Here is a 26297-nt window from a genome sequence, read left to right as displayed (position 1 = left end):
GAATGGAAGCAAATTTTGGGCCTAGGCAATTTGTAGACCGTGCTTTTGCAGCGCCATCTCTGCTCGAAAGGCGGGCGCAATTGGCCCGGGCTCGAAGGGCAGGCAAGGGACATTAAGTCCAAGGATCTCGCGCTGCGGTACGGCCTCTGGAAGGCGATCCCCACCAGTGCCAAGCGACAATATGAGAGCCAAAGGGCAAGGCGGGGCAATGGGCAGCTCAAACAGGCCCACGCCGCGCAGCTCGATCAGGCCGCCGATATTGGGGGGAGGGCCAGCAATAAGATGATCCCCCTCGCGGGTCAGGGTCACGCCGTCATCCCCGATCAAAACTGCGCCCCGGTCGATAAGGGCCAAGGCAAGCGATGATTTACCGCTTCCCGGCGGCCCCTCGATTGCAAGCGCTAGCCTGCCGATGGAAACGACGCTGGCTGAAAACACTATCTGCGTCATTCGGCCGCTGGCAATTGAAACCGCAGGCAGGCCCCTTGCGCGCCATCGGGACGGGCTTCTGCGACAAGGGAACCATCGTGCGCCTGCGCAATTGCTCTGGCAATCGCAAGGCCCAGACCCGAATGATTGCCAAAGTCCTCATCTTCAGGGCGCACTGAATGAAAGCGGTGAAAGACTTTCTCGCGCGAATCTTCGGGAATGCCGGGCCCGCTGTCGCAAACGGTCACGGTGACACAGGCGCCGTCATTATCGACCATCACCTCAATCGGCGCATCAGCGGGTGAGAACGAAACCGCATTGTCGAACAGGTTTTCCACCACCCGTTCAAGCCGCGCGCCCACACCAAGGACATTGGCTTTGAAACCGCGGGTTGAAAGCTCAATCCGGTGGTCGTGATTTTCCGCCCGGTTTTCTCGGCTTCCGATGATTGCGCGGATAAGGTCTGCCATATCGATGACTTCCAGCGTGGCGCGGCTCATTTCGGCATCGATCCGGCTCGCATCGGAAATCTCGCTGACCAATCGGTCGATCCGTCGCACATCATGGGTGGCGATCTGTTCCAGCTTTTCGCGCGTTTCCTTGTCTTTGACCTTAGGCAGCGATTCAATCGCACTGCGCAAGGAGGCGAGCGGGTTTTTGATCTCGTGGGCAACGTCGGCAGCGAAACTGTCGACCGCATCAATCCGCTGACGCAGGGCCAATGTCATGTCAGAAACGGAGCGGGCAAGTTGTCCGATTTCGTCCTTACGCTCCGGCAGGCGAGGGACTTCGACCTCGCGTTCGCGCCCCAGCCTCACGCGCTGCGTTGATCCGGCAAGCAGTTGCAAAGGCGAGACTATTGTTCGCGCAAGATAAAGCGAGAGCGCAGCCGAAGCGCCAAGCACCAACAGCACTGCGGTGATCAGTGCCGTGCGCGCCGCACGCACGCTTTCGGTGATGTCCACCGCATTGCGGACCGTAAGCAAAGTTGCCCCATTAAGGCCAACGGGCGCGGCCGCGGTAATAACCGGCGTCCCATCGACCCAATCATAAAGGCGCACCTGGCTAAGCCCTTCTTCGCGCGCCTGTTTCAGCTCTGGCCAAGCGTCAGCTGTTTGTCCCTCTGGTTCAACATAATCGGTGACCGCAGGGGCGCGCACGATTGTATCAACCGTACGATCAAGCCAGCGGGCAAGCTCTTGTTCCCAGGTGTCATTGGTAATGTCGTTAAGCTCAAAAGCAGGTTCAGCCAGGGCAAAACTGTCAGCCCACAAAGCGCCCTCTGCATCAAACATGCGCATGCGCATGCGTTGTTCCTGGCCGATTTGCACCAGCAACGCTTCCTGCCTGCTTCTGGTGGCTCCGGCCAAGGCTTCTGCCGTGATTTGCGCCTCGATCCGGGCCAGTTTGAAGCGTTCATCGATCAATTGGGTACGGTAAGTGTCGAGGTAAAACAGGCCGCCCGACAAAAATGCGAGTGGCAGAATGTTCACGATCAGAATGCGCGCAGTAAGCGAAAACCGAGTTACAAAGCCAGGCCGTTCAATCACTTGCCCGATAGCCTTAGTAAGCGGCCCGCTTTTCCCGGAGGATGGATCAGAGCCGGTTCTAGCCATCGGTGAAGCTGTAGCCTGCGCCATAAAGCGTTTCGATTGCATCAAAGGTTGGGTCAACGCAGCGGAATTTGCGGCGCATGCGTTTGATGTGGCTGTCGACGGTTCTGTCATCGACAAATATATCATCAGGGTAGGCGGCATCCATCAATTGGTTGCGGCTTTTAATGACGCCGGGGCGCGCAGCAAGGGCTTCGAGGATCAAGAATTCGGTCACAGTAAGGCTTACCGATCTGTCATCCCATTTCACATGGTGACGAGCAGGATCCATGAAAAGGCGGCCACGATTGAGCGTGGACTGAACGACCTCGCCTGAAACGGTGGGCTGGCCATGAATGCGCTCAGGTTCCGCCCGGCGCAAGATTGCGCGAATTCTAGCCGTTAAAAGGCGCAGGGAAAATGGTTTTGCGATGTAATCATCCGCGCCCAGTTCAAGCCCGACTTCTTCATCAGCCTCATCGTCCTTACTTGTCAGGAAAATGACCGGCAGCGCGGAAGTCGCGCGCACCCGGCGCAGCAATTCCAAACCGTCCATCTTGGGCATCTTGATGTCGAACACGGCCAGATCAGGCGGGTTTTCGATCAGCGCCTTCAATGCCGTTTCGCCGTCCGAATAAAGGCGTGTGACAAACCCTTCGGCCTGAAGCGCGATGGAGACGGTTGTGAGAATGTTGCGGTCATCATCAACCAATGCGATTTCGACCGGCGTAGCGGGCGCGGTTTCATCGCTGGCCGCATCGATCGTATCGCTTGCGTGGGAGGTCTCTTGAAGATCGCCTGACATCTTGGTTGTGCGTCCTTTTTTCGATCGGTCCAACGAGCCTAGCTGCAAGTTGTTGCGGGCACAATCACGCTCACGTCCATCCCGATTTGTCCTTTGCGATATCCGTAAGTTCACGCATGTGTCTTGCAGGGTTTGACGCGGGCTAGTGGCATCTTTATGCGGGCGGTGACCTTTGGGATCAGGTACTTTCAAGCGAATCGCAGACACGAGTAATCGCAAACCGTTACCACTCTCAAACCCATCGATGCATACGTATGCATAACCAAACGCGCAACGCGAATACGTCACAGGAGAATACACGTTGACCCCGCTGGCCCAACCGCTCCCCTCACAGGGCATCGAAACATCTGCAACCATCCACGCAAATCTTGGCACATCGGCTCTTGTCGAAGCTGCGATCAGCGGCGGTGAAGGTCAGCTTTCCAAGCACGGCGCATTGGTGGTGAAGACCGGCGCAAAGACCGGGCGCAGCGCGAAGGACAAGTTCATTGTGCGCGATGCCACCACCGAAGACACGGTGTGGTGGGGCAAGGTCAATGCCAGCATGACGCCTGAGCATTTTGCCAATCTCAAGGAAGACTTCCTGAGCGCGCTTGGTGATAAAGAAACGCTCTATGTCGCGGACCTTTTCGGCGGATCGCAACCAGAGCACCGCGTCAATGTTCGCGTTATCAACGAGCTTGCCTGGCACAACCTTTTTATCCGCACGATGCTGGTGCGGCCTTCGGTCGAAGAGCTGGGCACTTTCGCACCCGAATACACGATCATCGATCTGCCCAGCTTTGCCGCAGACCCGGCGCGCCACGGCACCAATTCGGAAACCGTGATTGCAGTGAACCTCACCGAAAAACTGATCCTGATTGGCGGCACGCGTTATGCAGGCGAGATGAAGAAGTCGGTCTTTGGCATCCTCAACTATCTGCTCCCGACCAAGGGCGTGATGCCGATGCACTGCTCGGCCAATATCAGCGGCGCCAATGGGAAAAATGGGGGAAAGACGGCCGTTTTCTTTGGCTTGTCCGGCACGGGCAAGACAACGCTTTCAGCGGACGCCTCGCGCACGCTTATCGGCGATGACGAGCATGGTTGGTCCGACACGGCGGTCTTCAACTTTGAAGGCGGTTGCTACGCCAAGATGATCCGCCTTTCTGAAGAAGCAGAGCCGGAGATTTACGCCACCACCAAAATGTTCGGCACCGTGCTCGAAAACGTGGTGATGGATGAACAAACCCGCGAACTGGACTTCGACGACAATACACTCGCCGAGAACACGCGCGGCGCGTATCCGATTGATTTCATTCCGAACACATCCGAGAAGAACCTTGGCCCTGCGCCAAGCAATGTCGTGATGCTGACAGCGGACGCGTTTGGCGTGCTGCCTCCGATTGCGCGCCTGACCCCGGATCAGGCGATGTATCACTTCCTGTCGGGCTACACCGCGAAAGTCGCAGGCACCGAAATCGGCGTGACCGAACCCGAGGCGACATTCTCAACCTGTTTTGGCGCACCGTTCATGCCGCGCCACCCAAGCGTTTACGGCAATCTTTTGAAAGAGCGCATCGCCAAGGGCGGGGTTCAATGCTGGCTGCTCAACACCGGCTGGACCGGCGGCAAATACGGCGTTGGGAACCGTATGCCGATCAAGGCGACCCGTGCGCTTTTGAACGCAGCTTTGGACGGTAATTTGGACGGGGCCGAGTTCCGCAAGGACCCGAATTTCGGCTTTGATGTGCCAGTGAATGTGCCTGTTCTGGCCGAGGCCGGGATCGATCAGACGATCCTCGACCCGCGCGCGACTTGGGCCGACAAGGCTGAGTATGACGAGGCCGCGCAAAAACTCGTCCAATTGTTCATCGACAACTTTGCCGAGTTCGCGCCCCACGTTGACGAAGGCGTGCGCAAAGCCGCGCCTGCAGGCGCCATTGCCGCCTAAGGCAAACCTCAGTTTACGAGCTGGAGAGGGGAGCCCCGTCTGTTGTACTCAAGGGTGCTTCAGGCGGGGTTTTCGCTGGCTCTGGTGATTTCCTGATCAAGGCACAATTCGCCAAGGACCGCGCGGTGGTCTGATCCGTTCGCGTCCAGAACTTCAAACCGGCGCACCTTGATTTGGCCGTTCACCATGATCTGATCGAGCGGCCAGCCCAAAGCGGGCGCGAATGCGGGAAAGGTGGGATAGGTGCCTCTGCCGATGCGGGGGTCTTTCCAATCGCCGATTTCGCGAAAAGCGGTGGTAGTTGATGACCAGGGCACATCGTTGAAATCGCCCATTGCGACAGCGCCGGCGACGTCCCCGTTCGTCTTTTCAGCGGCACTCTTGATGCTGTTGTCGCGCTGTGTCGTGTCTTGACCGGGCAGGGGCGCTTTGGGATGCAGACCGACAAATTGCACCAGCTTGTCATCGCTTGCTCTTAACAAGGCGAACACACTGGGAGTGTTCTCTCCCGGGCTTTCCAGAATATCCGCGTTGAGAACCGGCAATCGGCTGGCGAAGACTTTGCCAAAAGTATCGGATTGGGGGTGGGTCAAAGCGTATGGATATTCGCCCAGCAAGGGGTGCAAGGCATTGGCCCAGCTTTCGTCAACTTCGGTCAGGAACAAAACGTCAGGATCAGCCCCCCGGACCTGCTCGATCAGCCGGTCATGGTCCCTGTTTTTCATTTTGACGTTGACCGCATAGGCGGTGAAGCATTGCTCGCGCGGATGCGAAGACGCCAGATCAATTTGCGGGTTGGCAAACGGCGAATAGGGCCAGACCACGATGAAATTGATTGCAGCTGCGCCAATGAACATCGCCGCGGCAATCAGACGATGGGACTTCACAAGAACCGCCACCAGAACCGCAAGCCCGCCAAAGAGATACCCCGCCGGTTCGCGTACGAAGCCGGGCGCCCGGATGGCCCAGAAATCGGTTGGAAACAGCGGCAGGATCGCTGAGGCAAGGGCAAGCCCTCCGGCGACAAGAGCGATGGTGGAACGCGGGGGCATCGCCCGTGTGTATCACTCCTCTCGATTAATCCCAGCGCCTCGGGGACATTTCTTTACTTTCGCATCGCTCGACAACGCTCTAGGCTCGTATCCTGAAATACAAAGGAGAAGCGCCATGAGTTTGCTGGATGGAATTTTGAAGAATATCGGTGGTGCACCGGACGATGTGGTCAATCTCGCCGCAAAAGTGGGAATTGATCCCGCGATGGCGGAAAAAGCGATCGCTGTGCTGGGTCAAACGCACCAGATGGAAGGCGATACGGTCGAACTGGCATCGGCCAAGACCGGCCTTGATACCGGTGTGCTCAGCAAGATGGTCGAACAGATCGGCGGCGAGGGCTCGCTGACCCAGTTTGCAGACGCTATCAAGAACGATCCTTCTTCCCTGATGGGGCTGCTCGACAAGGATGGCGACGGCAATCCGCTTAACGATATTGCGGACATGGCCAGCGGCCTGTTCGGCAAGAAATAATCGCGACCAAACGAGAGGGGATACACCATGAGCCTTGCTGCAATGCTTCAACAAACGGGCGCGATTTCGTCGATGGCGCGCGAACTGGGCGTTGATGAAAACACCGCCAAGACCGCCGCTGGCGCTTTGCTACCGGCGATCGTCGCTGGCATGGGCCGCAGTGCAACGGGCGGCAATGCGACGCCTGATCCCCTCGGCGGCCTTGGCAGCTTGGCGGGGGCAATCCTTGGTGGCGGCTCAGGAGGTGGCGCTGCTGGCGGATTGGGCGGAATGCTTGGCGGGGGATTGCTTGACGCTGTTCTCGGCTCAAGCCCGACGCCCACACAGCCCGGCAATGACATTCTGGGCGCGATTTTTGGCACCAAAGATGTCAGCCGCTCGGTCGCAGGAGAGGTCTCCGGGATCACCGGGATTGATGAAGGGCTCTTGAAAAAGATGCTCCCGATCCTCGCCATGGCAGTTGCTGGCTATATGGCGAAGGAAGCGGGCAACAATGCGCAAGGCGGCGGCCAGAGCGGTGGCGGCCTGGGAGGTATCCTGGGTTCAATTGTGGGCGGTATGATAAGCCGTTAGTCGCGAATTTTCAGCCGTCGTCGCCGCGTAAGCTGTCAAGATAGGACCAAATCCGGCTGACCACGACAGACCCTTCGCCAACGGCGCTTGCGACGCGTTTGACGGAACCAGATCGCACATCGCCCACTGCGAAGATGCCGTCTGTGCCCGTTTCAAACGGGCTCTCCCGGCCTGCTTGCGCACCGGTGATCACGAACCCTTTGTCATCTGTTTCGACCAGCCCGCCCAGCCATTGCGTGTTGGGAGCAGCGCCGATCATGATGAACAGTGCGCGCGTATCTATCGGGCGCTCTCCACCCGGTGATGTAAATGTGACCCCGCTCAGCCAGTCTTCTCCATGCAAGCGTGTGACGGTCGTGTTGTAGTGAATTGTCACGCGCGGATCGGCCTCAAGCCGCCGCGAAAGATAGCTCGACATTGACGCCGCCAGACTGTCGGAGCGCACGACAAGATGCACATGCGCCGCTGACCGGCTCAAATACATTGCAGCTTGCCCTGCGGAATTGCCCCCGCCAATGACCACTGCCTCGGTGTTGGAGCAGAAGCGCGCTTCCATTTCCGTGGCGGAATAGAACACGCCTGCACCTTCAAGCTCTTCAAGATTGTCGAGGGGCAGGCGGCGATATTGCACCCCGGTGCTGACCAATATCGACTTTGTGCAAATCTCGTCGTCATCGTCGAGCTTTGCGCAAAAGCTTCCATCCTCGCGCCGTTCGACATCGACAACGCGGCGCGGCATGACAAAGCGCGTGCCAAATTTCATCGCCTGAATCTGGCCGCGCCATGTGAGATCAGTGCCGCTGATGCCGGTGGGAAAGCCCATGTAGTTTTCGATCCGGCTAGACGTGCCTGCTTGCCCGCCAACAGCCGTATCCTCGATCACCAATGCCTCGAGCCCCTCGCTGCCAGCGTAAACCGCTGCGGCGACACCGGCTGGCCCGCCGCCGACAATCAAAAGGTCAAATTCGCGTTGGGAGCAGATATCGAGATCAAGGCCCAGGTACTGCGCCACTTTGCGAGGGCTGGGGTCTTCCAGTTTCGTGTCGGTGCCAACGATGACGCCCGGCTCATGGCTGACGATGGAGCACGCCTCGAGCGTTTCGCGGTCGCCATGGTCCATGTCGTAGCTGGAAAAAGGGATGCGGTTGCGCGACAAAAACCGTTCAACTTCCTGAACCTTCGCATCGCGATCAGCGCCGATGACTTTGACCGAGCCATTGGAAAGCTCGAATTGCTTGCGCCTGCGCGCTGCAAAGACGGTCAGGATATGGTCAGACAATTCAGGCACGCGGCTCATCAGCTCAAGCATTTGCTCGCGTGGCGCTTCGATAACTCTGGTGTCACAGGTCGCGCGCATCTTGAGATAGTGCGCACCCCGGTTGAGAAATCCGATCTCCCCCATAAACTGGGTCGGACCAAGCGAGGCTTCCATCAGGCGTTTGCCGGTGTATTGGTCGACTACCTCGATCTCGCCGTCGAGCACGTAAACGAAGGTGTCCATCCGGTCGCCGATGTCGGCAACGATGCTACCCGCCGGATAGATCTTTTCCTCGCCAATTTCGCAGATTGCATCAACATGCGCATCTGCAAGCGGCACGCGCCGCATCGTTTCGAGATCGTTTCCCAACTGTTCCATCGCGCGGCTCCTGATCGCTTGTCAGCATATGATTTAGTGATCTGGCGCAAGACTACCATCAGTTGGCGGCAAGAAGCGCAAATAAAAGCGCCGCCATCCCTGAAACAGGCATGGCGGCGCAATTAGAATTAGGCGCTTTTCCTGAAGCCGATATCGGAGGCGACAGGATTTCGCAGCTAAATCAGTCTTTCAGGTGAGCCGGCACGATACCGCCAGCGGCTGCCATCTGGTTCAAGACAGCTTTATGCAGCGCGATGTTGTCTTCGGCAGTGCCCGAATAATCGGTGTTGCCCATTTCAATCGCCAGAGCTTTTCGGTTTTCATAGCTTGGGTCAATGCGCACAAGCTTCATCAGGTCGACGATTGATGTCTGCCAGTTGAGCTTGTCTGAACCTGGAATGCTGCCGATGCGAGCGGCCACGTCATCCGCGCTGATCGCTGCGCGCTCTGGTGCGGCCGGCGCTGCGACAGGCGCTGCTGCGGCCTTTTTCTCTTCCTCGTCGTCGCCGAAAATCGCGTTAGAAATTGAACTGAAAATTCCCATATGTCCCTCCATCTTAGGTGTTGCGGGGAGGCTAGCGTCCTCTGCAACGCTTTGCCAGAGCATTTACAACTGATGACAAAAGTATGATGGGCGAAAAAGTATGACGGATCTGGTTTTCTCGCTCGTGATGCTCGCTGCGATCTTCTTGGTGCTTGGCGCCTACCTCTATTGGCGGCGAACAGGCGAGGTGAAACAGCCTGCGCTTATGGTGGTTCTGGCCGTCATCGCGGTTGGCAATGTCTTGATCTGGACCATACCCACATCAGATGGCAGTTCGCCGGTTGACCTCATCGAAGAAACACAGGCCGAAGAAACACAGGCGGCCGAGACGCAGTAACGCCCCGGCCGTTTGCTGCCTGCTCAGTTGGCTAGGGGATTTGCCAGTTTACTGAGCTGGAATAGGTGCCCGCCGTGACCTTGCCATCGGTGCCTTTGGCCGGGTTGAATACAGCGCGCCTTTCGATGAGAGCGCAGGTCGCCTGATCAAGCGCGGCATGACCCGTCGACCCCGTAATCCTGCAATCAGTGACCCTGCCGCCTGCATCGATTTTCAAGGTAAAGCGTGCTGTGCCGGTAAGCTCGCGCCTGATCCAGGTGCTGCGATAATCGGCGGTCGTGATCCAGTTGGCAGGATTGCCGCGAGGGGCCGCAGCCACAGGATCGAACAGCGGTTCTAACTTCGGAAGCGAGCCGGTGAAGTCGTCCGAACCCAGCAAGGAGCCCGGATCAAACTCACCGACCGGTGTGATGGGGCCAACCGGGCCAAGGTCAAAATCCAGATCGCTTTGTGGCCTTGTGTATGTGGGCATCGGCACCGGGGTTGAGGTCGATTTGGTATCGGTTGGCGGAAGATCATCATCGATTGGTTTGGGCGTGACGACGACATCGGGGATGTTGGTTGCGTCCGGGTTGGGGATGGGCGGGACCATGACATGTTTGACCGCGAGGCCCGCAATCAGGATCAAGCCAAAGGTGGCAGGCACGCCCAATGCGCCAACGGCGGCGAGGGGGTTGGGGCGGCTTGCTGTGTTCGCGTAGCTCATGAATTCTCTCCTCTCATGATGTGCGATCAGTGGAGGCTGACAGGAGTTGTTGCGAGTGACAAGCAATATCGAGTTGCAAAGCGCGACCCGTCGCAAGGTGCAACCCGTTGTTTTTTAATACTGTTGTTTGATTTTCTAAGCCGCATCCGCGACTTAGTCCTCGCTAGACGGGCAGGCAAGCTGCCCCCGCTGCGGGCGCGCGGTCGTGCTTGCGGTTTCTGGCGAAACCGTTTTCCGCAGCAAACCCGATGACCCACGCAAATTCGATGCCGCAGGCGTCGCAAGGGCGACCGCCCGCCCGCAGCGGGTCCGCAGCGTAGCGGAGGACATCGAGCGAGGACACGACCGCGGATGCGGGCGTAACCACGAAACTCTTATTTAATCGGACAATCCGGCGACAGGCGGAAATTGAGATAATTGTCGACGCTGCCCATCATCTCTTCGATTTCGTTTTCGAAGAAATGGTTGGCGCGCGGGATTTCGTCGTGATGGATCGTGATGTGCTTTTGCGTGCGCAGTTTGTCGACGAGCTTTTGGACAGCGCTTGGTTGAACCACTGTGTCCGCTGCCCCTTGCACGAAAATGCCGGAAGCGGGGCAGGGTGCCAGGAAGCTGAAGTCATACATATTCGCAGGCGGCGCAACGGAAATAAACCCGCGCACCTCAGGGCGGCGCATCAGCAATTGCATGCCGATCAAAGCGCCAAAGGAATACCCCGCAACCCAGGTTTGCTGCGCCTCGGGGTGGATCGATTGCACCCAGTCAAGCGCGGACGCTGCATCGGAAAGCTCGCCAATGCCATTGTCGAATGACCCTTGTGAGCGGCCAACCCCACGAAAGTTGAAACGCAGCGTTGCAAAGCCGCGATCGGTGAAGGTCTTGTAGAGCCGTTGAACGATCCGGTCGTTCATCGTGCCGCCGCCTTCTGGGTGAGGATGAAGGATCATCGCCACAGGAGCACGGGGACGCGGTGGCGGGGAAAAACGACCTTCGAGACGGCCCTCTGGGCCGGGAAAGATGACGGATGGCATCAAATACCCTTTATGAAATGAGTTGCGCTGAAAACTACGACGTTGCACCGGCTGGTGCCAGCGGGTGAGCTCTCTATATAAGCACTTGTGAGAAAGTGCAATTTATTAAGAATCGTTCGCAATAAGGCCTCTATTTGACCAACCGTATCTACCTCGATCACGCTGCAACAACGCCGCTGCGCCCCGAAGCACGCGCCGCAATGGAAGAAGGCTTTGCGCTTTGGGCAAACCCATCCAGCCCACACGCGGAGGGCCGCCGCGCCAAAAACGCGCTCGAAGATGCGCGGGCGCGGGTGAAGGCGGCGCTTTCATGGAGCGGCGAGGTCATCTTCACCAGCGGGGCCAGCGAATCGCTATGGCTTGCGCTCAATCGTTCCAAGGCGAGCCGCCGGATAGTAAGCGCGGTGGAGCATGACGCGGTGTTTCGCGCGGCGCCCGATGCTGAAATCTCCTCGGACGAAAGCACATTTGACGCCTCGACGCTTCTGGCTGTCCAGCATGTCAATTCCGAAACCGGCGTGATCAACCCTGTCTCCCAGATGGCAGAGACGATCAAATCATCGGGCGCTGTGCTCTTGTCCGATTGCGCGCAGTCGGCGGGCAAGCTCGACCTGCCCGATGCCGATATGCTGGTGGTTTCCGCGCACAAGCTGGGCGGCCCGATTGGCATTGGCGCGCTTCTGGTGCGCGATTGGGCCTTGCTAGAGCCCATGGGCGGGCACGAACGCGGCTATCGTCAGGGCACCGAGAACATGCCCGCAGCCCTCGGCTTTGCGAGCGCGCTTGAGGCGGGTGATTGGCTGACCACGCCGAAAGAACGGGCCGGTTTTGCCAAGGAGTTAGGCGATGACCTCCTGACCTTTGGTGATCAGACTGACTACATCTTCGCGCTCGCGCATCCGAGCATGAGCGCGCAGGCTCTCCTGATCCGCTTGGACGCAATGGGCATTGCCGTCTCCGCTGGGAGCGCGTGTTCTTCGGGAACGCTCAAGAAAAGCCGCGTGCTCGATGCATTCGGCGTAAGCGATGAGGTCGCCGCGCGCACCATCCGGGTGAGCCTTGGCTGGAACACGACCACTGTGGATTTGGACCGGTTCTTGGAGGCATGGCGCAGCCTTTCTTGAAAGAGGCGTCATCCTGAACTCGTTTCAGGATAACCCTTGCATCAGGCGGAGACGGTTATGCTGAAACAAGTTCAGCATGACGAAGATTTGGATTAGGGTGTGCGACACATGATCTATCTCGACAACCAAGCCACCACGCCCCTGGCCCCAGAAGCGCGCGATGCGATGATCCGCTATCTCGACGGACCAGACGGCATCGGCTTCGGAAATCCGCATTCGTCTCACAAAATGGGCCGTCAGGCCGCCGCCGCAATCGAGGCGGCGCGCGACACCGTGGCGGCGCTTTTCCCTGCTGGCGGCAGAGTTATCTTCACCAGCGGCGCGACTGAGGCGCTTAACCTCGCCATTCGCGGCACCAGTGGGAAGGGCAACGTTGCCTTCTCGGCCATCGAACATTCGGCCGTCGGAGACACGGCGCGCGATGCAGGGCTTTCCAAAATGCTGGACGTGGACAGCGACGGCATTTGTGACCCGGCGCAGGATCTGGGCAAAGCGACCCGTCTGATTGCGGTGATGCAGGTCAACAATGAAATCGGTACGACCCAGCCCACCCTCGATTGGCAGCGCCGCGCCAAACAGGAAAATGCTCTCTTTCTCGTCGATGCGGTGCAGGCTTATGGCAAGATCGCCGTCGCGGGCGCGGATATGCTCGCGGTCTCTGCGCATAAGCTCAACGGGCCCAAGGGCGTTGGCGCTTTGTGGGTGCGCGACGGGGTGGAGCTAGAACAGGTGCAAACCGGCGGCGGGCAGGAACATGGCCTTCGCTCTGGCACTTTATCGCCAGCGCTCATCGCCGGATTTGGCGCGGCCGCTGCGCTTTCCAAGGAACGGATGGAGCAAGACGCCGCCCATGTCGAAGCCTTGTGGACCCGTGCGCGCGACCATTTTGGCAGCTGGACCCTTAATGGCAGCGAGGCGTCGCGCTGGTATGGCAATATGAACATCCGTAAGGACGGGCTGGACGTGGCGCGCCTTATGTCGGATTGCCGGAGCGTGATGTTCTCGGCTGGCAGCGCGTGTGCGAGCGGGTCAGGCCGGCCAAGCCATGTGCTGAAAGCGATCGGGCTCACCGATGCCGAGGCGAAATCATCAATCCGGCTGGGTTGGGGGCGTTACACGACGCTGGACGAAATTGACTTGGCGGCCAAAACGATATTGGCGGCTGCAAAAGACCAGGAGCTCTGGGGCTAATCTCATGACAATCAAAGTGACCTTTATCGATCCCAAAGGGGCGCCCGTGCCATGCGAAGGCGAGGTGGGTGACAATCTTCTGAAGCTTGGTCAGGCCGCCGGCCTCCCGCTCGAAGGGACGTGCGAGGGGCAAATGGCCTGTTCTACCTGTCATGTGATTGTCGCTGCCGAGTGGTTTGAGAAACTGGCCCAAGCTTCCGAAGAGGAAGAGGACATGCTCGATTTCGCAGCCGGTGCACGGCGCACATCGCGCCTGTCGTGTCAGATTGACGTCACGCAAGAGATGGACGGCCTAACCGTCAAGGTGCCGGGCGAAAGCCACGATGCACGCGGATTGTAAGCCGCGCGGACTGTAAGAGCCGGGACCATAACGATCCCGCCTGAATGGCTGATTAAGCCAATCCTAAACATTGGTAAAATCTCCCAACCGCTGGGATTGGGTGCATTTTGCGTGTCTGGGTGATGCTGCAAGAACCCCGGAATTCTGCGGTTTTTCGAGTTTGGCACGGTGTCTGCAAAGTAGTTGGCATACAGCGGAAACAAGCCGCAAATGACCACAGTAACTTTATCAGACGGAAAGACGAACCATGACCAACACAGCAAACAACTTCTTCGCAGCAGCCCTTTCAATCATCGTTTCAACCAGCCTGCTTGCATACGCCATCGTTCCGGCAAGCCCCACGATGTTCGCTTAATTTCAATCTCGACAAACACTCAACTCAAAGGAATTTCAAAATGACTATCGCCGCTAACAACCTCCTCGCCGCAGCATTTTCAGTCGTTATCTCGGCTAGCCTGTTTGCCTATGCCATCGTACCCGCCAGCCCGCTCGCATTTGCCTGATCGCTGACGGGTCCCGGTAACCCCATCCTCTATTCCCCAATCCCCTAGTCCCCTTGCCAATCCGGAGACCCACAATGCCCCGCACGAACAACCTTTACGCCGCCGCCCTCTCGATCCTCTCGACCTCGGCAGTCCTTGCGACCGTCATCTTTTTCAGCAATCCCGGCATCATCGCCTGATCCGCCCCGCCGACCCCTCAAACAGTCCCCCCGCAAAGGGCGCACCGGTTTCTCTCCCCTAAAGGACCGATGCGCCCTTTTTCTTTGTGTTAGGGGTGTTTGCACCTCCCCTGACGCGTTAAATCGTGGTAAGCTGAGGCATGTTTTGCAGACTCAAGAGCTTCATTCTTTGCGTCCTTTTGACAGGGCTGGCGATGACGTCTTCAGTGGCTCATGCTGCTGGCAAATATGCGCTTTTGATCGGCAATTCCGACTATCAGCAGCGCGCGGAGGGCAATTCTTGGACGAAACTGCCCAACCCGGCCAATGATGTAGCGCTGGTCGGCAGATCGCTTGATGCAATCGGGTTTGAAGTCACCACCGTTTCCAACGGAACCTGGCAAGAGATGCGCGATGCGCTCACCACTTTCAGCAATTCGATCGGTGATGCTGAAATCGTGGTTTTTTATTTTGCCGGACACGGGTTTGAATACGGGCGGCGCAATTACCTTGTGCCGGTGGACGCAGGGCTGTCGGCTCGTTCTGATGAGATCGATCGGACCTTTATCGAATTCGAAAAGCTTGCCGAGCGCCTGTATAATGAAGGCACGACGATCTTTATGCTCGATGCGTGCCGCACCGATGGGCAAGTGACCGAGGCATCCTCGCGCTCAGATGCGATCACCCGGAGTGCGCCAGCGCCCGTGATCATCGAGCCCACAACGCGTCAGGCGGCCTCCGGCGGGATGCGTGAGTTTGACTTTGAACCGGGCGCGCGCGTTGGCGTGCTCTATTCAACCGGGCGCGGCGTCCCCGCATATGATGCTGCGCCTCCGCCAAAGGATGTGAGCCCCTTTGCAGCCGAAGTTGCCGAGAAGGTGACAGTGCCTCGGATGGATGTAAGCATCGTTTTTAATTCCATCCGCGACGGTGTGCTCAAGCGCACTGAGGGATTTTGGCCGTTGCAAGTGCCTTTCACCTATAACTCACTGTCTCCCAATACGTTTTTCACGCTGGAGCCTGCGATTTTTGATGTGGCGCCACCGGCATCTGACCGTGTTGAGCCGGTAGCCGTCCAGCTCCCGCGACCGATAAATCTGACGCTTGATGAAATGGGTCGGATTGATGAACCGATCCTTGTGATGCGCGTTCTGGCCGAGCACAGTGTTGCCGATATCAGGGCGCTGGTTGCCTCCGGTGATCCGCTGGCGACCTATCTGCTTGGTTATATGCAGCACTTTGGCCTTGGCGTTCCCAAGGACTTGGACGCTGCGCGCAAAACACTCGAGGCGGCGGCTGCACAAGGCACCCCTTACGGCCAACTTGAGTTTGCCTATTTCCTGCGGGTGAACGCTCGCGATGATGCGGAGCGTGTGCGCTCACTTGAACTTTACAAGGCGGCGGCAGAACAAGATTATGCAAAGGCGCGCGGCCATTATTCGCGCGTGCTAATCGGCGCAGCGGAGCACACCGAGTCACCCAATTATATCGAAGGGGTTCGCCAGCAACGTCTCGCGGCTGAGGCGGGCTATGCCTATGCCTATTATGGTCTTGTCTACGCAGTTCCTGAAGAGGCGGATGTGTTTATCGCTGCTTTGCAAGGCATGGCTAAGGTCGGGCGCAGCGATGCCGACCAGCAATTGTGCTCGATCTTTGTCCGCGAAAAACAATACAGCGATGCGGTGCCGCATTGCGAGGTTGCCGCGACCGCGGGTTACCCAGATGCCTTTGCGCACCTTGCCCTTGCAGCAGAGCGTGGGTGGACGGCACCGCGCTCGATCAAGGATGCGCGGTTTTGGATGCGTCAGGCGCTATCTCGCGGCGACCTTGAATCGGGTCTGTGCGCACAAATGATTTCGATGCAGATTGCGCTCGAATATGAAACCGGCATCAAGGGAGCAGCCCGCATTGAGAATTGCAACCGCTCTCAAAGCCAATCCTGATCCGTCCCGGCGGCTCAATCCCAAAACCGTTTATTCTCTGTGGAAACTGCTCTCCCACCGGGGGCGCGACCTTGCTAAGCGGGGAACATGGCCGATCCCACGACACCTGATGATACCGATCCGTTCGACGCGATTGTTGATGCGCCTTTTGATGCCGCTTTGTCTGAGCGGTATCTGGTCTATGCGCTTTCGACGATCACCGCGCGCTCGCTCCCCGATCTTCGTGATGGGTTGAAGCCGGTTCACCGGCGGCTTTTGTGGACCATGCGCCAGTTGAAGCTGTCCCCCGACAGCACGTTTAAGAAATCCGCCCGCGTTGTGGGTGAGGTGATCGGTAAATATCACCCTCACGGCGACACCGCTGCCTATGACGCTATGGTTCGCTTGGCGCAGGACTTTTCATTGAGATATCCGCTGGTCGAGGGGCAGGGGAACTTTGGCAATATCGATGGCGATAATGCGGCCGCCTATCGCTACACCGAAGCGCGCCTGACAAAGACCGCGATGCAGTTGATGGAAGGGTTGGACGCAGGGACCGTCGATTTCATCCCGACCTATAATGGCGAGGAAGAAGAGCCTGAGCTTATGCCGGGCCTGTTCCCCAATCTGCTCGCCAATGGGGCAAGCGGGATTGCGGTGGGCATGGCGACCAATATCCCGTCGCACAATGTCGCTGAAATCATTGATGCAACGCTTGAGCTGATCGACAACCCCCATGTCGAGCATGAGCGTTTGATGGAGCTGATGCAGGGGCCGGACTTTGCGACCGGCGGGCAATTGGTGGACAGCAAAGAGGTTATCTCGGCGGCCTATCGCACCGGGCGGGGCAGTTTCCGCCTTCGCGGCGTGTTCAACGCGCCTGAGGCTGAAAAAGCGGAAGATCAGGCGGCGGGCATTGAGCGCCTTGGTGGGGGGCAATGGCAGCTTGTCATCACGCAAATCCCGTATCAGGTGCAAAAGGGCAAGCTGATCGAACAGATCGCGCAAGCCATTGCCGACAAGAAGCTGCCGATCCTCGACGACGTGCGCGATGAAAGCGATGAGAGCATTCGCATCGTGCTTGTCCCGCGCAGCCGCAATGTCGATCCGGATTTGCTGAAAGAGAGCATCTTCAAGCTTACCGATATGGAGACGCGCTTCGGGCTCAATATGAATGTGCTCGATGCGACCCGTACGCCGATGGTCATGGGGCTAAAAGAGCTCCTGCAAAACTGGACCGCAGCGCAGATCGAAATTCTGCAACGCCGCACACAGCATCGGCTCGATCAGATTGCGCGGCGGTTGGAGCTGGTCGAAGGCTATATCACCGCCTTCCTCAACCTTGACCGGGTGATCGAAATCATCCGTTACGAGGACGAGCCCAAGCAAGTGATGATGGCCGAGTTTGCGCTTACCGACCGTCAGGCCGAGGCGATCCTCAACATGCGTCTGCGGTCTTTGCGCAAGCTGGAAGAGATGGAACTGCGCACAGAGAAGGATACGCTTCTCAAAGAGCAGGAAGAGCTGAACAAGCTCCTCGAAAGCCCCGCACGCCAACGCACGCGCCTCAAAAAGGACCTGCGCGCCCTTCGCAAGGATTATGCCGAGGATACAGCTCTTGGTGCGCGCCGCACGCGCATCGAAGAGGCCGCGCCTGCGGTTGAATTTTCGATGGACGCGATGATTGAAAAAGAGCCTGTGACCGTTATCCTCTCCCAAAAGGGATGGATCAGGGGCGCCAAAGGTCATGTCGATCTCACCCAGGAATTCAAATACAAAGAGGGCGACGCACAAGCCTTCATCATCCATGCGCAGACGACGGATAAGCTGTTGATCGCAGGGTCAGACGGGCGGTTTTATACGCTTGGGTGCGACAAATTGCCGGGCGCTCGCGGTTTTGGTGAGCCGGTGCGCAATATGATCGACCTGCCGTCTGAAAGCAGCATCGCCTCGATGCTCGTCCACAAACCTGAAGGCCGCCTGCTGCTCGCTTCCAGCAATGGCAAAGGCTTTATCGCAGAGACGAAAGAGCTTATCGCGGAGACGAAAAAGGGCAAGCAGGTGGTGAACCTTAAGGGAAGCGCCAAGCTGCAGGTGATCCGCGAAATTCCCGAGGGCCACGATCACGTGGCGGCGGTGGGAGACAACCGCAAGCTCATCGTCTTCAATATGGAAGAGATGCCGGTCATGGCCCGGGGGCAGGGCGTGATGCTGCAACGCTATCGCGACGGTGGATTGAGCGATGCGACGACCTTCACGCTTGCCGATGGGTTAAGCTGGCAGATGGGCGGATCGGGTGAGCGCACGCGCACCGAAAGCGATATCTGGCAATGGAAAGTCGCACGCGGTGCCGCCGGACGGATGCCGCCGCAAGGGTTCCCGAAGGACAACCGGTTCTAGGATTTGCCCACCCCCAACGGCTCTTGAGAAAAGGCACGGAAAACTGAGCTTACCCCTCCCGCTTGCGGGAGGGGAGCGAGACTTGTCAGCTTGCTGGCTTAGTCGCAGCGGGGTGGGCCTGCGAAGGCCTAACCCGCAAGCACTTCCGCCAAAATTGCCTCAATCCGTGCCTCATCGGGAAAGCTTTCGGCGACCCATTGGCGCTCTACCGTTTGCAAAATGCGGGCGACTTCGGGGCCTGCCGCTACCCCGCGCGCAACGATTTCGCCGCCTTTGAGAGGAAACCTCGGCGGTTCCCATGTCGCAAGTTCACGCGCGTCCTCGCCCAGCAAAAGCAGCCGGTCCACAGCATACGGCACAGTGAGATTGTAAGCGAGCGTTTGCGGGTTCTCAGCGTCGCTTGCCAATCTCTCCGATGCCGAAACGAGGCGTGCGCGCTGAGCGCGTGACAGCCTGAGGCGTGCGGCCACCCCTTCGGCAACGTCGGGTGAGGGTGGGAGAAGCGCAGCCAGGCGGCGGATCGGATCACCTGCGATCGCCTGCTCGCTCTCACCTTTGATCAGCGAATGAAGCGCCTTGATATGCACCTTGCACGTCTCGGGCAGCACAACCGGCAAAACGCCGCGTTCGAACATTCGCAGCACCGTCGCGCCCGGATCAGGCAGGGCCAGCAGACGCAGCAATTCATCGGCCACGCGTTCGCGGCTTAGGCCCTTGAGCGTGCCAGCGAGTTCGGCGCAAGCCTGCTCCGCCTCATCGTCGAGCTCAGCACCAAAGCGCGCCTGAAACCGGTAATATCGAAGGATGCGAAGGTGGTCTTCTGCAATCCTCTCACGCGCCTGTCCGATAAAGCGTACGCGGCGGGTTTTCAAATCGACAAGGCCGCCGAAGTAGTCTTCGATTTCAAGGGTTTCCGGGTGAGCGTAAAGCGCATTGATCGTAAAATCGCGGCGGGCCGCATCCTCGCGCCATTCCTTGGCAAAGGCGACCGTGGCGCGCCTGCCATCGGTTGAAACATCGCGGCGAATGGTGGTGACTTCGACCGTCAACTTTGCGCCTCCTCCATCATCAAGGATTGCGGTGATCGTACCGTGGTCAATCCCGGTGGGGACGGTGCGGATGCCAGCGCTTGCACATCTGTCGATCACCACATCGGGGGTGAGGGTGGTCGCGCAGTCAATATCGTGAACCTCAGAGCCCAAAAGAGTGTCGCGCACGGCGCCGCCCACCCAGCGCATATTGTCTGCGCCCAAGGCTTGGATCAGCAGTTTGAGCCCTTCGCGGCGGGGCCAATCAGCGCCAGGTAGAGTGGTGGAAAGCATGCGTGTCACAGTGGGAAGAGCGCTAAACAGAAAAGCCGCGTTTCGACAAGCTGCGTTTATACCGATGTTGCTCAGTCAATGGCCCATTCGATCCGGCGCGCAAGATTGGCGATGATCGCAGCTGTCACGCCCCAGATGCGAAAACCTTCATACTCCATCTCAAGATAGCGCCGGTTTTGGCCCTTCCAGAACACCTCTTGTGTGGTCCAATTGGCAGGGTCGAGCAGCAGCGCAAGCGGGGGCTCAAACCACGCCTCAACCTCGGATGGGCTGGGGATGAGCGGCAAGTCTGGTGGCACGACGCCAAGCACGGGTGTGACGTCAAAGCCCGTGCCCGTGCGATAAAGATCGCTGGTCCCGATGACGCGCACCTGATCGCGGGGCAGGGCAAGCTCTTCCTCGGCCTCTCGAATAGCTGCGGTAACCGCATCCTCGCCCGGATCGCATTTGCCACCGGGAAAGGCGACTTGGCCGGGATGATCGCGCATTCCTCGCGGGCGCTGTGTCAGGAGTACGCCCGGCTCTGGCCGGTCGGTGACAGCAATCAGGACTGCGGCTGGCGTTCCGCGCTCACCATCGGCAAGCTCGGCGTCGTCCAACAGGCCGTTCAGCTCTTTTGCGTGGCCATCATCATAAAGGCCGCTAAGCTTTTCGAATAAATCCCTGTCCACTCGCCGCGCCTACCCCTGAAGCGAAAAGAGCGCGCCTTGGCTGGACACAATCCAATCATCTCCGCCGGTTTCCAGCGCGATTTCAGCAAGCTGCGCGTAAGTCGAGCGGTTTAGACGCGCTTCGAGCCCGCGCCGGACGTGAAGATAAATTGCAGGGGTGTCGGGATCGCCCGCAACGCGCAATTGGTTGTCAGGGCCGGCCACAACCAGATCATCGGTGCTCAGACGAAAGGCAAGGTCGCCGCCTTTTGCGACACAATCAACCGCGATGAATGCCGCATCGTCGACTTCGATTGTAAGCTTTTCAAATGGCGTCACCAACCAGTGTTGCCCAGCATCATCGCGCGTCAACAGCCCGGAAAACGCGCGCACCATCGCTGGGCGGCGGATCGGATCGCCTTCGTGATACCACGTTCCATCAGCAGCAATGCGCATAAAGCTGTCACCCAGCTTTTGCGGAGCCCAGTTTTCAACCGGGGGAAGTTTGCGCTGCTCCACTTGGGCAGCGATTTCAGCGAGGCTGAGTTCAGCGAGATAGGGTGGCGGTTCGTATGGCATAGTTGGCAAAGTCGATGGCAGAAGCTTGGGGCGTAGGAAAGTGCATTTGCACACCAAGGGCAAATTACGACTTCGCCAATCGCGCAAGGGTTCAGGAAGGTTTCAACCCTGTCCAAGGCCCGAGCATGCCCTCTTGCGGCATTTGTGCAAGGGCCGCGCCGCGCGCCAGAAGTCGCTGCGTTTCATAGGGGCCGGGGCATTTCCAGCCCCCCGTTGCAGCAGCGGTAAAGCCCCAGCGCCCATAATATTCTTCATCGCCAATCAGGATTTGCGGGAACACTGGAGAGCCTTCGCCTGCCATGCGGCTTTCTGCATCAAGCATCGCCATCATAAGGCCAATGCCAAACCCTTCGCCCTGGCGTTCGGGCACCACTGCCACGGGGCCAACCATCACGAGCGGCACGCGTGCCCCGTCTTTCGCCTGGAGCCCGACGGGAAAGCACTGGATCGTGCCAACCAGCATTTCGTCCTCATCAAGCGCTGCGAATGACAAAGCGTCGAGCCACTCCATCCCGGCGCGAATGCGGTAAGCGGTGCGGGCATGGCGGTCATCGCCAAACACACGGTCGAGCAATTCCTCGATCATGGCAGGCGGAACCGCCGAAAGCGGGACTAGGGTAGCTGTTTCAGACATCGCGCCGGGCGCTAAGACCTTGGTGCTGATTTGCCAAGCTTACATTGACAAGCGCAGCACTTTACCTTCGTCGGTGGCGACCCAAATGCTGCCATCAGAAGCGATATCGAGCGAGCGAACGCGGCCTTCGATCGGATAGCGCGCCGCTTCGACCGCGTTTTCGCCGTCGATCTCAACCCGAACGATGGCTTGGCTGGAAAGGCCAGCGATCAGCGCATCTCCCTGCCAATCGGCAAACATATCGCCGGTGTAGAACTGCATATCGCCCGGCGCGATAACCGGGGTCCACCAGATGGCAGGCTTGTTAAAGCCGTCGTCGTCCGAGTGATCGGTGATCGGGTCGCCGTTGTAATGCTCGCCATATGAACGCGTGGGCCAGCCATAATTGGCGCCCGCTTCAACCAGGTTCAGCTCATCCCCGCCAGCAGGGCCATGCTCGATGTCCCACAACCGGCCTTGTGCATCCCAGTCCATGCCCAGCACATTGCGGTGGCCGTATGACCAGATTTCAGCTGTCACGCCGCCTTCTGCTGCAAACGGATTGCCCTCGGCAGGCGTCCCATCAAGGTTGAGCCGTACAATAGAGCCAAGCGTGTTGGTCTTGTCTTGTGCAGGCGTCATCTTTTGCCGGTCGCCGCTGGCGATGTACATGTGGCTTTCATCGGGGGAGAAAGTGATGCGGTGCGAATAGTGGCCGCGGCCTTCGACCTTGGGCGCTTGACGCCAAATGACTTCAAGCCCTTCAAGAGCGCAATTGTCCATCGCCGGGCAAGCAAGCGTGGCTTTGCCGACGACCGCGCCGCGCGTGTCGCCATCCTCGCCCATTTCAGCCCAGCTCAAATAAATCGTGCGGCCATCGACATTTGCGCCCGCTTCGCTTGGCAAGAACGCGATATCGCCAAAGCCGCCCTGTCCGCCAAAGGCTACCTCGGGTGCACCTGCAACAGTGGCAGAGGTGCCGCTGGCGGTGTCCATCACCTTCAGCACGCCCTCTTTCTCGGTCACGAACAGCATATCCGTGCCCGGCGCAAATTCGATAGCCCATGGCTTTTCAAATTCGCCCATCTGCGTGATGGTCAGGCCTTCTGTCCCTGAACCTGTGCCTGAACTTTCCCCGGTTTGTGCAGCCGCACAGCTTGCGAGCGCGAGCGAGGGGAGAGAGGATGCGATGATTAGCTTTGAAAGAGTGTTCATGTGCAAGGCAACTCCTGAACTCAAAATTGGTGCCAACTTATTGTGGTAGGGCCTATCGTCATAGGGATCGATGAGGCGGGGCGGGGACCATTGGCAGGGCCGGTGGTGGCCGCCGCCGTTGTTATGGGGGACGCGATACCGGCGGGCGTCACAGATTCCAAGAAATTATCGGCCAAGCGGCGCGCCGTGCTTGATAAAGAGCTGCGCGAGGGGTGCCAATGGGCGGTCGCGGTGGTGGAAGCCGATGAGATTGACCAGATCAACATTTTCCAGGCCACGATGGAAGCCATGACCCGGTGCGTGCGCGATTTGACGGCCCAATTGGAGGGTGAACCGCAGATCGTCCTGATCGACGGCAATCAAACGCCAGAGCGCCGGTGCGCTGAGTGGCGATGGCCCGCGCGCGCGATTGTGGGCGGTGACGCGATTGAGCCTTCGATCAGCGCCGCATCGATCATCGCCAAGGAATGGCGCGACCGAATTATGATCGAGGCGGCAAAGGCGCATCCTCAATATGGATGGGACCGCAACAAGGGCTATGGCACGAAAGAGCATATGGATGCTTTGCAAGAACATGGTCCAACCCCGCTCCACCGCCAGACATTTGCCCCCGTTGCGCAGGCAAGGTTGCTTTAAATGGCTCCAAAACCACTCAACTCGTCATCCTGAACTTGTTTCAGGATAACAAGCGCCCTTGCGCGCCGCCGACAGGGTTATCCCGAAACGAGTTCAGGATGACGGTGTTTCAGTGGATAGGCCGGTGTGGGTGGGCAAGAGAACCACTCTAGCGGTCTGCCCTATGCCCGGCTAAAGGGCGTCGATGTTAAACGCGATCCTATTGAGTCTGGCGGGCCTTGTGGGCCTTGGAATTGGCGGCGAGCTTTTGGTGCGCGGCGCCGTTGGTATTGCCCAAAAACTGGGCGTTTCGACCCTGTTTACAGGGCTGGTGATCGTCGGCTTTGCGACATCCATGCCCGAAATGGTCGCCAGCGTTCAGGCAAGCCTTGCCGGCTCTCCCGAGATTGCATGGGGCAATATCATTGGTTCCAACCTTGCAAACACCCTCCTGATCCTAGGCCTTTCGGCGCTGGTGGCACCGATTATCCTGACGGGTGTTGGACGCCGCGATGCGGTGGTTGCATTGGCTGTGACCGTGCTTTTGTGGGGGCTTGTACTGTCCGGCTATGGCGCGCGCTGGATTGGCTTTGCACTGTTGTTTGGCATCATCGCCTATATCGTTTGGCGTTACCGTAATCCGGGGCAAGCCCTTGAGGATGAAGAGGACGAGGAAGGCCCGCAAAACGGCGTTATCGCAGGCACTTTGTTCGCCGTAGGGCTGGGCATTCTGGTCCTGGGCGGAGACGCATTGGTGACCGGCGCGATTGAGCTTGCGACGATTTTCGAAGTGCCAGAAACGGTCATCGGCCTCACCGTGGTTGCCGTTGGCACAAGCTTGCCCGAACTCGCTGCCTCTGTCGCGGCGGCCTTGCGCGGAAAATCGGCGCTGGCGCTGGGCAATGTGGTGGGCTCCAATATCTACAATATCCTGCTCATCGGAGGGGCAACGATGAGCATCGCGCCTACTGCCCTTCCTGCTGATTTGGGAGGCCTGCAAATGGCGCTCCTTACCGCAAGCACGGCTGCATTGCTGGCGCTGTTGTGGCTGGCAAAAAGCATCGGGCGCACGCTTGGCGGATTATTGCTCGCCGCTTTCGTTGCCAATGTTGTATTGGTGTTTGCGTCATGAAAAAACCTGTTCCAGAAATCGTGGGCTGGCGCGAGTTGGTCGGACTGCCGGCTCTTGGTCTTTCTAGAATTCCTGCAAAGATCGACACGGGCGCGCGGACCACCTCGCTTCACGCTGAGGTGCTTGAAGAATTTGAGCGCGAGGATGGCAAATATCTGCGCTTTGCTGTAGATTGGGAAGGAGAGCGGCATGAAGGCATTGCCATCCATGTCGATGTAAGGGGCATCACCAGCTCCAATGGCGAAACCCAAAAACGCTATGTCATCAAGACGCCGCTCAAAATCGGCAATCACGAATTCAAAGCTGAAATAAGTCTTGCTGATCGATCTGACATGAAGTTTCCAATGTTGATCGGCCGAACCGCGCTTCGTCGCAGGTTTGTAGTCGACAGCGGCCACTCATGGCTCACAACGCCAAAAGGCACCACCGCAAAAGGGATCAAATAATGAAAATTGCCATGCTAGCTCGCAACGCGAACCTTTACTCGCATCAGCGTCTGAAGGAGGCTGCTGAGCAGCGCGGGCATGAGCTTGATATTCTCAATACCACGCGCTGCAATGTAAATATTGCCAGCCACCGTCCAACGCTCACCTACAACGGCGACAAGATTGATGGCTACGATGCGGTGATCCCGCGCATCGGCGCCTCGATCACCAACTATGGCCTTGCGGTGCTGCGTCAATTTGAGATGCAGGGCGTGTGGCCTTTGAACGAAAGCGTCGCGATTGGCCGCAGCCGTGATAAACTTCGCTCGATGCAGATCCTGGCCAAATATGGCCTGGGCTTGCCGCTCACCGCCTATGCCAATGATCCCAAGGCGGCCGAAGAAATCATCAAAGCGGTCAAAGGACCGCCGGTGGTCATCAAGCTGCTTGAGGGAACGCAAGGGATCGGCGTGGTTCTCGCTGAAACCATGTCGAGCGCCAAATCCGTGATCGAGGCCTTTCGCGGGGCCAACGTCAACATCCTCGTGCAAGAGTTTATCGCTGAGGCAGGGGGCACGGATATTCGTGCTCTTGTAGTTGGTGGAAAGGTGGTCGCGGCGATGAAGCGCACGGGCGCTGCTGATGATTTTCGCAGCAATCTGCACCGCGGCGGCAGCGCGCAGCTCGTGAAGATCACGCCAGAGGAACGCTCCACCGCCGTGCGCGCGGCCAAGCATATGGGGCTGAATGTTTGCGGGGTCGATATGCTGCGGTCCAACCACGGGCCGGTGATTATGGAGGTGAACTCCTCGCCCGGCCTCGAAGGCATCGAAAAGGCAAGCGGCAAAGACGTGGCGGGCACGATCATCGATTTTGTGGTCCAGAACGCCAGGGCCGGCAAGACGAAGACCAAAGGCAGCGGCTAACTGGATTTAGGGCTGGCCAAATTGTAAGCCGACCCAATTGTTGGCTGAAGCGAGTCCTCAACGCCACACCCC

28 protein-coding genes are annotated in these 26297 nt (G+C 58.4%); 15 read left to right on the top strand and 13 right to left on the bottom strand.

Annotated elements, in window-relative coordinates; all coding sequences use genetic code 11:
- Window positions 1-21 precede the first annotated feature (21 nt).
- Genes EH31_RS07110 through EH31_RS07100 form a run of 3 tightly spaced genes read right to left on the bottom strand, consistent with a single transcriptional unit; the run spans window position 22 to window position 2826 of the window.
- Window positions 22-450, bottom strand: coding sequence for an HPr kinase/phosphorylase (locus EH31_RS07110; RefSeq protein WP_034959395.1), 429 nt, complete (start codon window positions 448-450; stop codon window positions 22-24).
- The gene (locus EH31_RS07105; RefSeq protein WP_051699043.1) at window positions 447-2045 is read right to left on the bottom strand and encodes an ATP-binding protein; all 1599 of its coding nucleotides are present in this window, start codon (window positions 2043-2045) and stop codon (window positions 447-449) included. Before EH31_RS07105 ends, EH31_RS07110 begins: the two co-directional genes overlap by 4 nt.
- A complete protein-coding gene (locus tag EH31_RS07100) occupies window positions 2038-2826 on the bottom strand; it encodes a response regulator transcription factor (RefSeq protein ID WP_081853276.1) in 789 nt (262 codons plus the stop codon). Before EH31_RS07100 ends, EH31_RS07105 begins: the two co-directional genes overlap by 8 nt.
- A 301-nt stretch (window positions 2827-3127) precedes the next feature.
- Here EH31_RS07100 and EH31_RS07095 point away from each other — a divergent pair, with 301 nt between their 5' ends.
- The gene (locus tag EH31_RS07095; RefSeq protein WP_034959394.1) at window positions 3128-4759 is read left to right on the top strand and encodes a phosphoenolpyruvate carboxykinase; all 1632 of its coding nucleotides are present in this window, start codon (window positions 3128-3130) and stop codon (window positions 4757-4759) included.
- A gap of 59 nt (window positions 4760-4818) precedes the next feature.
- Here EH31_RS07095 and EH31_RS07090 read toward each other — a convergent pair whose 3' ends face one another.
- Window positions 4819-5811 (bottom strand): endonuclease/exonuclease/phosphatase family protein, encoded by a 993-nt coding sequence (locus EH31_RS07090; RefSeq protein ID WP_034959393.1) that lies wholly within the window; start codon window positions 5809-5811, stop codon window positions 4819-4821.
- A gap of 115 nt (window positions 5812-5926) precedes the next feature.
- On the opposite strand from EH31_RS07090, the gene EH31_RS07085 reads away from it, so the two are divergent.
- Window positions 5927-6283 carry a hypothetical protein gene (locus tag EH31_RS07085; RefSeq protein WP_034959392.1) on the top strand — a complete coding sequence of 119 codons (357 nt, stop codon included), beginning with the start codon at window positions 5927-5929 and terminating at the stop codon, window positions 6281-6283.
- A gap of 27 nt (window positions 6284-6310) precedes the next feature.
- Window positions 6311-6856: a DUF937 domain-containing protein gene (locus tag EH31_RS07080; protein WP_034959391.1), complete on the top strand. Its 546-nt coding sequence runs from the start codon at window positions 6311-6313 to the stop codon at window positions 6854-6856.
- 10 nt (window positions 6857-6866) lie between these two features.
- On the opposite strand, the gene EH31_RS07075 is transcribed toward EH31_RS07080, so the two are convergent.
- Together EH31_RS07075 and EH31_RS07070 are read right to left on the bottom strand one after the other, a co-directional pair.
- The gene (locus tag EH31_RS07075; RefSeq protein WP_034959389.1) at window positions 6867-8492 is read right to left on the bottom strand and encodes an FAD-dependent oxidoreductase; all 1626 of its coding nucleotides are present in this window, start codon (window positions 8490-8492) and stop codon (window positions 6867-6869) included.
- Window positions 8493-8673: 181 nt separating this feature from the next.
- A complete protein-coding gene (locus tag EH31_RS07070) occupies window positions 8674-9036 on the bottom strand; it encodes a DUF3597 family protein (protein ID WP_034959388.1) in 363 nt (120 codons plus the stop codon).
- 100 nt (window positions 9037-9136) lie between these two features.
- Between EH31_RS07070 and EH31_RS07065 the strand changes: the two genes are divergently transcribed.
- Complete coding sequence (locus EH31_RS07065) at window positions 9137-9373, top strand: hypothetical protein (RefSeq protein WP_034959387.1); 237 nt, start codon at window positions 9137-9139, stop codon at window positions 9371-9373.
- Window positions 9374-9404: 31 nt separating this feature from the next.
- Here the strand turns inward: EH31_RS07065 and EH31_RS16840 are convergent, their stop codons facing one another.
- Window positions 9405-10079, bottom strand: coding sequence for a TonB family protein (locus tag EH31_RS16840; protein ID WP_051699042.1), 675 nt, complete (start codon window positions 10077-10079; stop codon window positions 9405-9407).
- Window positions 10080-10453: 374 nt separating this feature from the next.
- Entirely contained in the window at window positions 10454-11110 is a 657-nt protein-coding gene (locus tag EH31_RS07050; RefSeq protein WP_034959385.1) for an alpha/beta hydrolase, read from the bottom strand.
- A 134-nt stretch (window positions 11111-11244) separates the two neighbouring features.
- Between EH31_RS07050 and EH31_RS07045 the strand changes: the two genes are divergently transcribed.
- The 7 genes from EH31_RS07045 to parC all read left to right on the top strand — a co-directional run bounded on the left by EH31_RS07045 (window position 11245) and on the right by parC (window position 18748).
- Window positions 11245-12234, top strand: a complete 990-nt coding sequence (locus tag EH31_RS07045) for a cysteine desulfurase family protein (protein ID WP_034959384.1) — start codon at window positions 11245-11247, stop codon at window positions 12232-12234.
- Window positions 12235-12342: 108 nt separating this feature from the next.
- Window positions 12343-13425 (top strand): cysteine desulfurase family protein, encoded by a 1083-nt coding sequence (locus tag EH31_RS07040; RefSeq protein ID WP_034959382.1) that lies wholly within the window; start codon window positions 12343-12345, stop codon window positions 13423-13425.
- 4 nt (window positions 13426-13429) lie between these two features.
- Window positions 13430-13765, top strand: a complete 336-nt coding sequence (locus EH31_RS07035) for a 2Fe-2S iron-sulfur cluster-binding protein (protein WP_034959381.1) — start codon at window positions 13430-13432, stop codon at window positions 13763-13765.
- A gap of 247 nt (window positions 13766-14012) precedes the next feature.
- Complete coding sequence (locus EH31_RS17210) at window positions 14013-14120, top strand: enoyl-CoA hydratase (RefSeq protein ID WP_081853275.1); 108 nt, start codon at window positions 14013-14015, stop codon at window positions 14118-14120.
- Between the two features lie 40 nt (window positions 14121-14160).
- Entirely contained in the window at window positions 14161-14268 is a 108-nt protein-coding gene (locus EH31_RS17800) for an enoyl-CoA hydratase (RefSeq protein WP_199797004.1), read from the top strand.
- Between the two features lie 373 nt (window positions 14269-14641).
- Window positions 14642-16369, top strand: a complete 1728-nt coding sequence (locus tag EH31_RS07030) for a caspase family protein (protein WP_034959379.1) — start codon at window positions 14642-14644, stop codon at window positions 16367-16369.
- 87 nt (window positions 16370-16456) lie between these two features.
- Window positions 16457-18748: a DNA topoisomerase IV subunit A gene (gene parC, locus EH31_RS07025; protein WP_034959378.1), complete on the top strand. Its 2292-nt coding sequence runs from the start codon at window positions 16457-16459 to the stop codon at window positions 18746-18748.
- A 128-nt stretch (window positions 18749-18876) separates the two neighbouring features.
- Here the strand turns inward: parC and EH31_RS07020 are convergent, their stop codons facing one another.
- From EH31_RS07020 to EH31_RS07000, 5 genes are all read right to left on the bottom strand, one after another.
- Window positions 18877-20070, bottom strand: a complete 1194-nt coding sequence (locus EH31_RS07020) for a CCA tRNA nucleotidyltransferase (RefSeq protein WP_034959377.1) — start codon at window positions 20068-20070, stop codon at window positions 18877-18879.
- Between the two features lie 71 nt (window positions 20071-20141).
- Window positions 20142-20741 carry a CoA pyrophosphatase gene (locus tag EH31_RS07015; RefSeq protein WP_034959376.1) on the bottom strand — a complete coding sequence of 200 codons (600 nt, stop codon included), beginning with the start codon at window positions 20739-20741 and terminating at the stop codon, window positions 20142-20144.
- A 9-nt stretch (window positions 20742-20750) separates the two neighbouring features.
- Complete coding sequence (locus tag EH31_RS07010; protein ID WP_034959374.1) at window positions 20751-21299, bottom strand: DUF1285 domain-containing protein; 549 nt, start codon at window positions 21297-21299, stop codon at window positions 20751-20753.
- Between the two features lie 91 nt (window positions 21300-21390).
- On the bottom strand, window positions 21391-21933 hold the full coding sequence (locus EH31_RS07005; RefSeq protein ID WP_034959372.1) for a GNAT family N-acetyltransferase: 543 nt from the start codon (window positions 21931-21933) through the stop codon (window positions 21391-21393).
- Between the two features lie 39 nt (window positions 21934-21972).
- Window positions 21973-23127, bottom strand: a complete 1155-nt coding sequence (locus EH31_RS07000) for a PQQ-dependent sugar dehydrogenase (protein ID WP_034959371.1) — start codon at window positions 23125-23127, stop codon at window positions 21973-21975.
- Between the two features lie 42 nt (window positions 23128-23169).
- Here EH31_RS07000 and EH31_RS06995 point away from each other — a divergent pair, with 42 nt between their 5' ends.
- The 4 genes from EH31_RS06995 (at window position 23170) to rimK (ending at window position 26225) form a co-directional block, all read left to right on the top strand.
- Entirely contained in the window at window positions 23170-23763 is a 594-nt protein-coding gene (locus tag EH31_RS06995; protein ID WP_241765854.1) for a ribonuclease HII, read from the top strand.
- A gap of 184 nt (window positions 23764-23947) precedes the next feature.
- Entirely contained in the window at window positions 23948-24874 is a 927-nt protein-coding gene (locus EH31_RS06990) for a calcium/sodium antiporter (protein ID WP_034959368.1), read from the top strand.
- Window positions 24871-25320: an ATP-dependent zinc protease family protein gene (locus tag EH31_RS06985; RefSeq protein WP_034959366.1), complete on the top strand. Its 450-nt coding sequence runs from the start codon at window positions 24871-24873 to the stop codon at window positions 25318-25320. Before EH31_RS06990 ends, EH31_RS06985 begins: the two co-directional genes overlap by 4 nt.
- A complete protein-coding gene (gene rimK, locus EH31_RS06980; RefSeq protein WP_034959365.1) occupies window positions 25320-26225 on the top strand; it encodes a 30S ribosomal protein S6--L-glutamate ligase in 906 nt (301 codons plus the stop codon). The genes EH31_RS06985 and rimK overlap by 1 nt, the downstream gene beginning before the upstream one ends.
- The last annotated feature ends 72 nt before the right edge of the window (window positions 26226-26297 follow it).

The organism is Erythrobacter longus (assembly GCF_000715015.1).
Taxonomy (GTDB): Bacteria; Pseudomonadota; Alphaproteobacteria; order Sphingomonadales; family Sphingomonadaceae; genus Erythrobacter; species Erythrobacter longus.
This window is presented reverse-complemented; position numbering and strand designations above follow the sequence as displayed.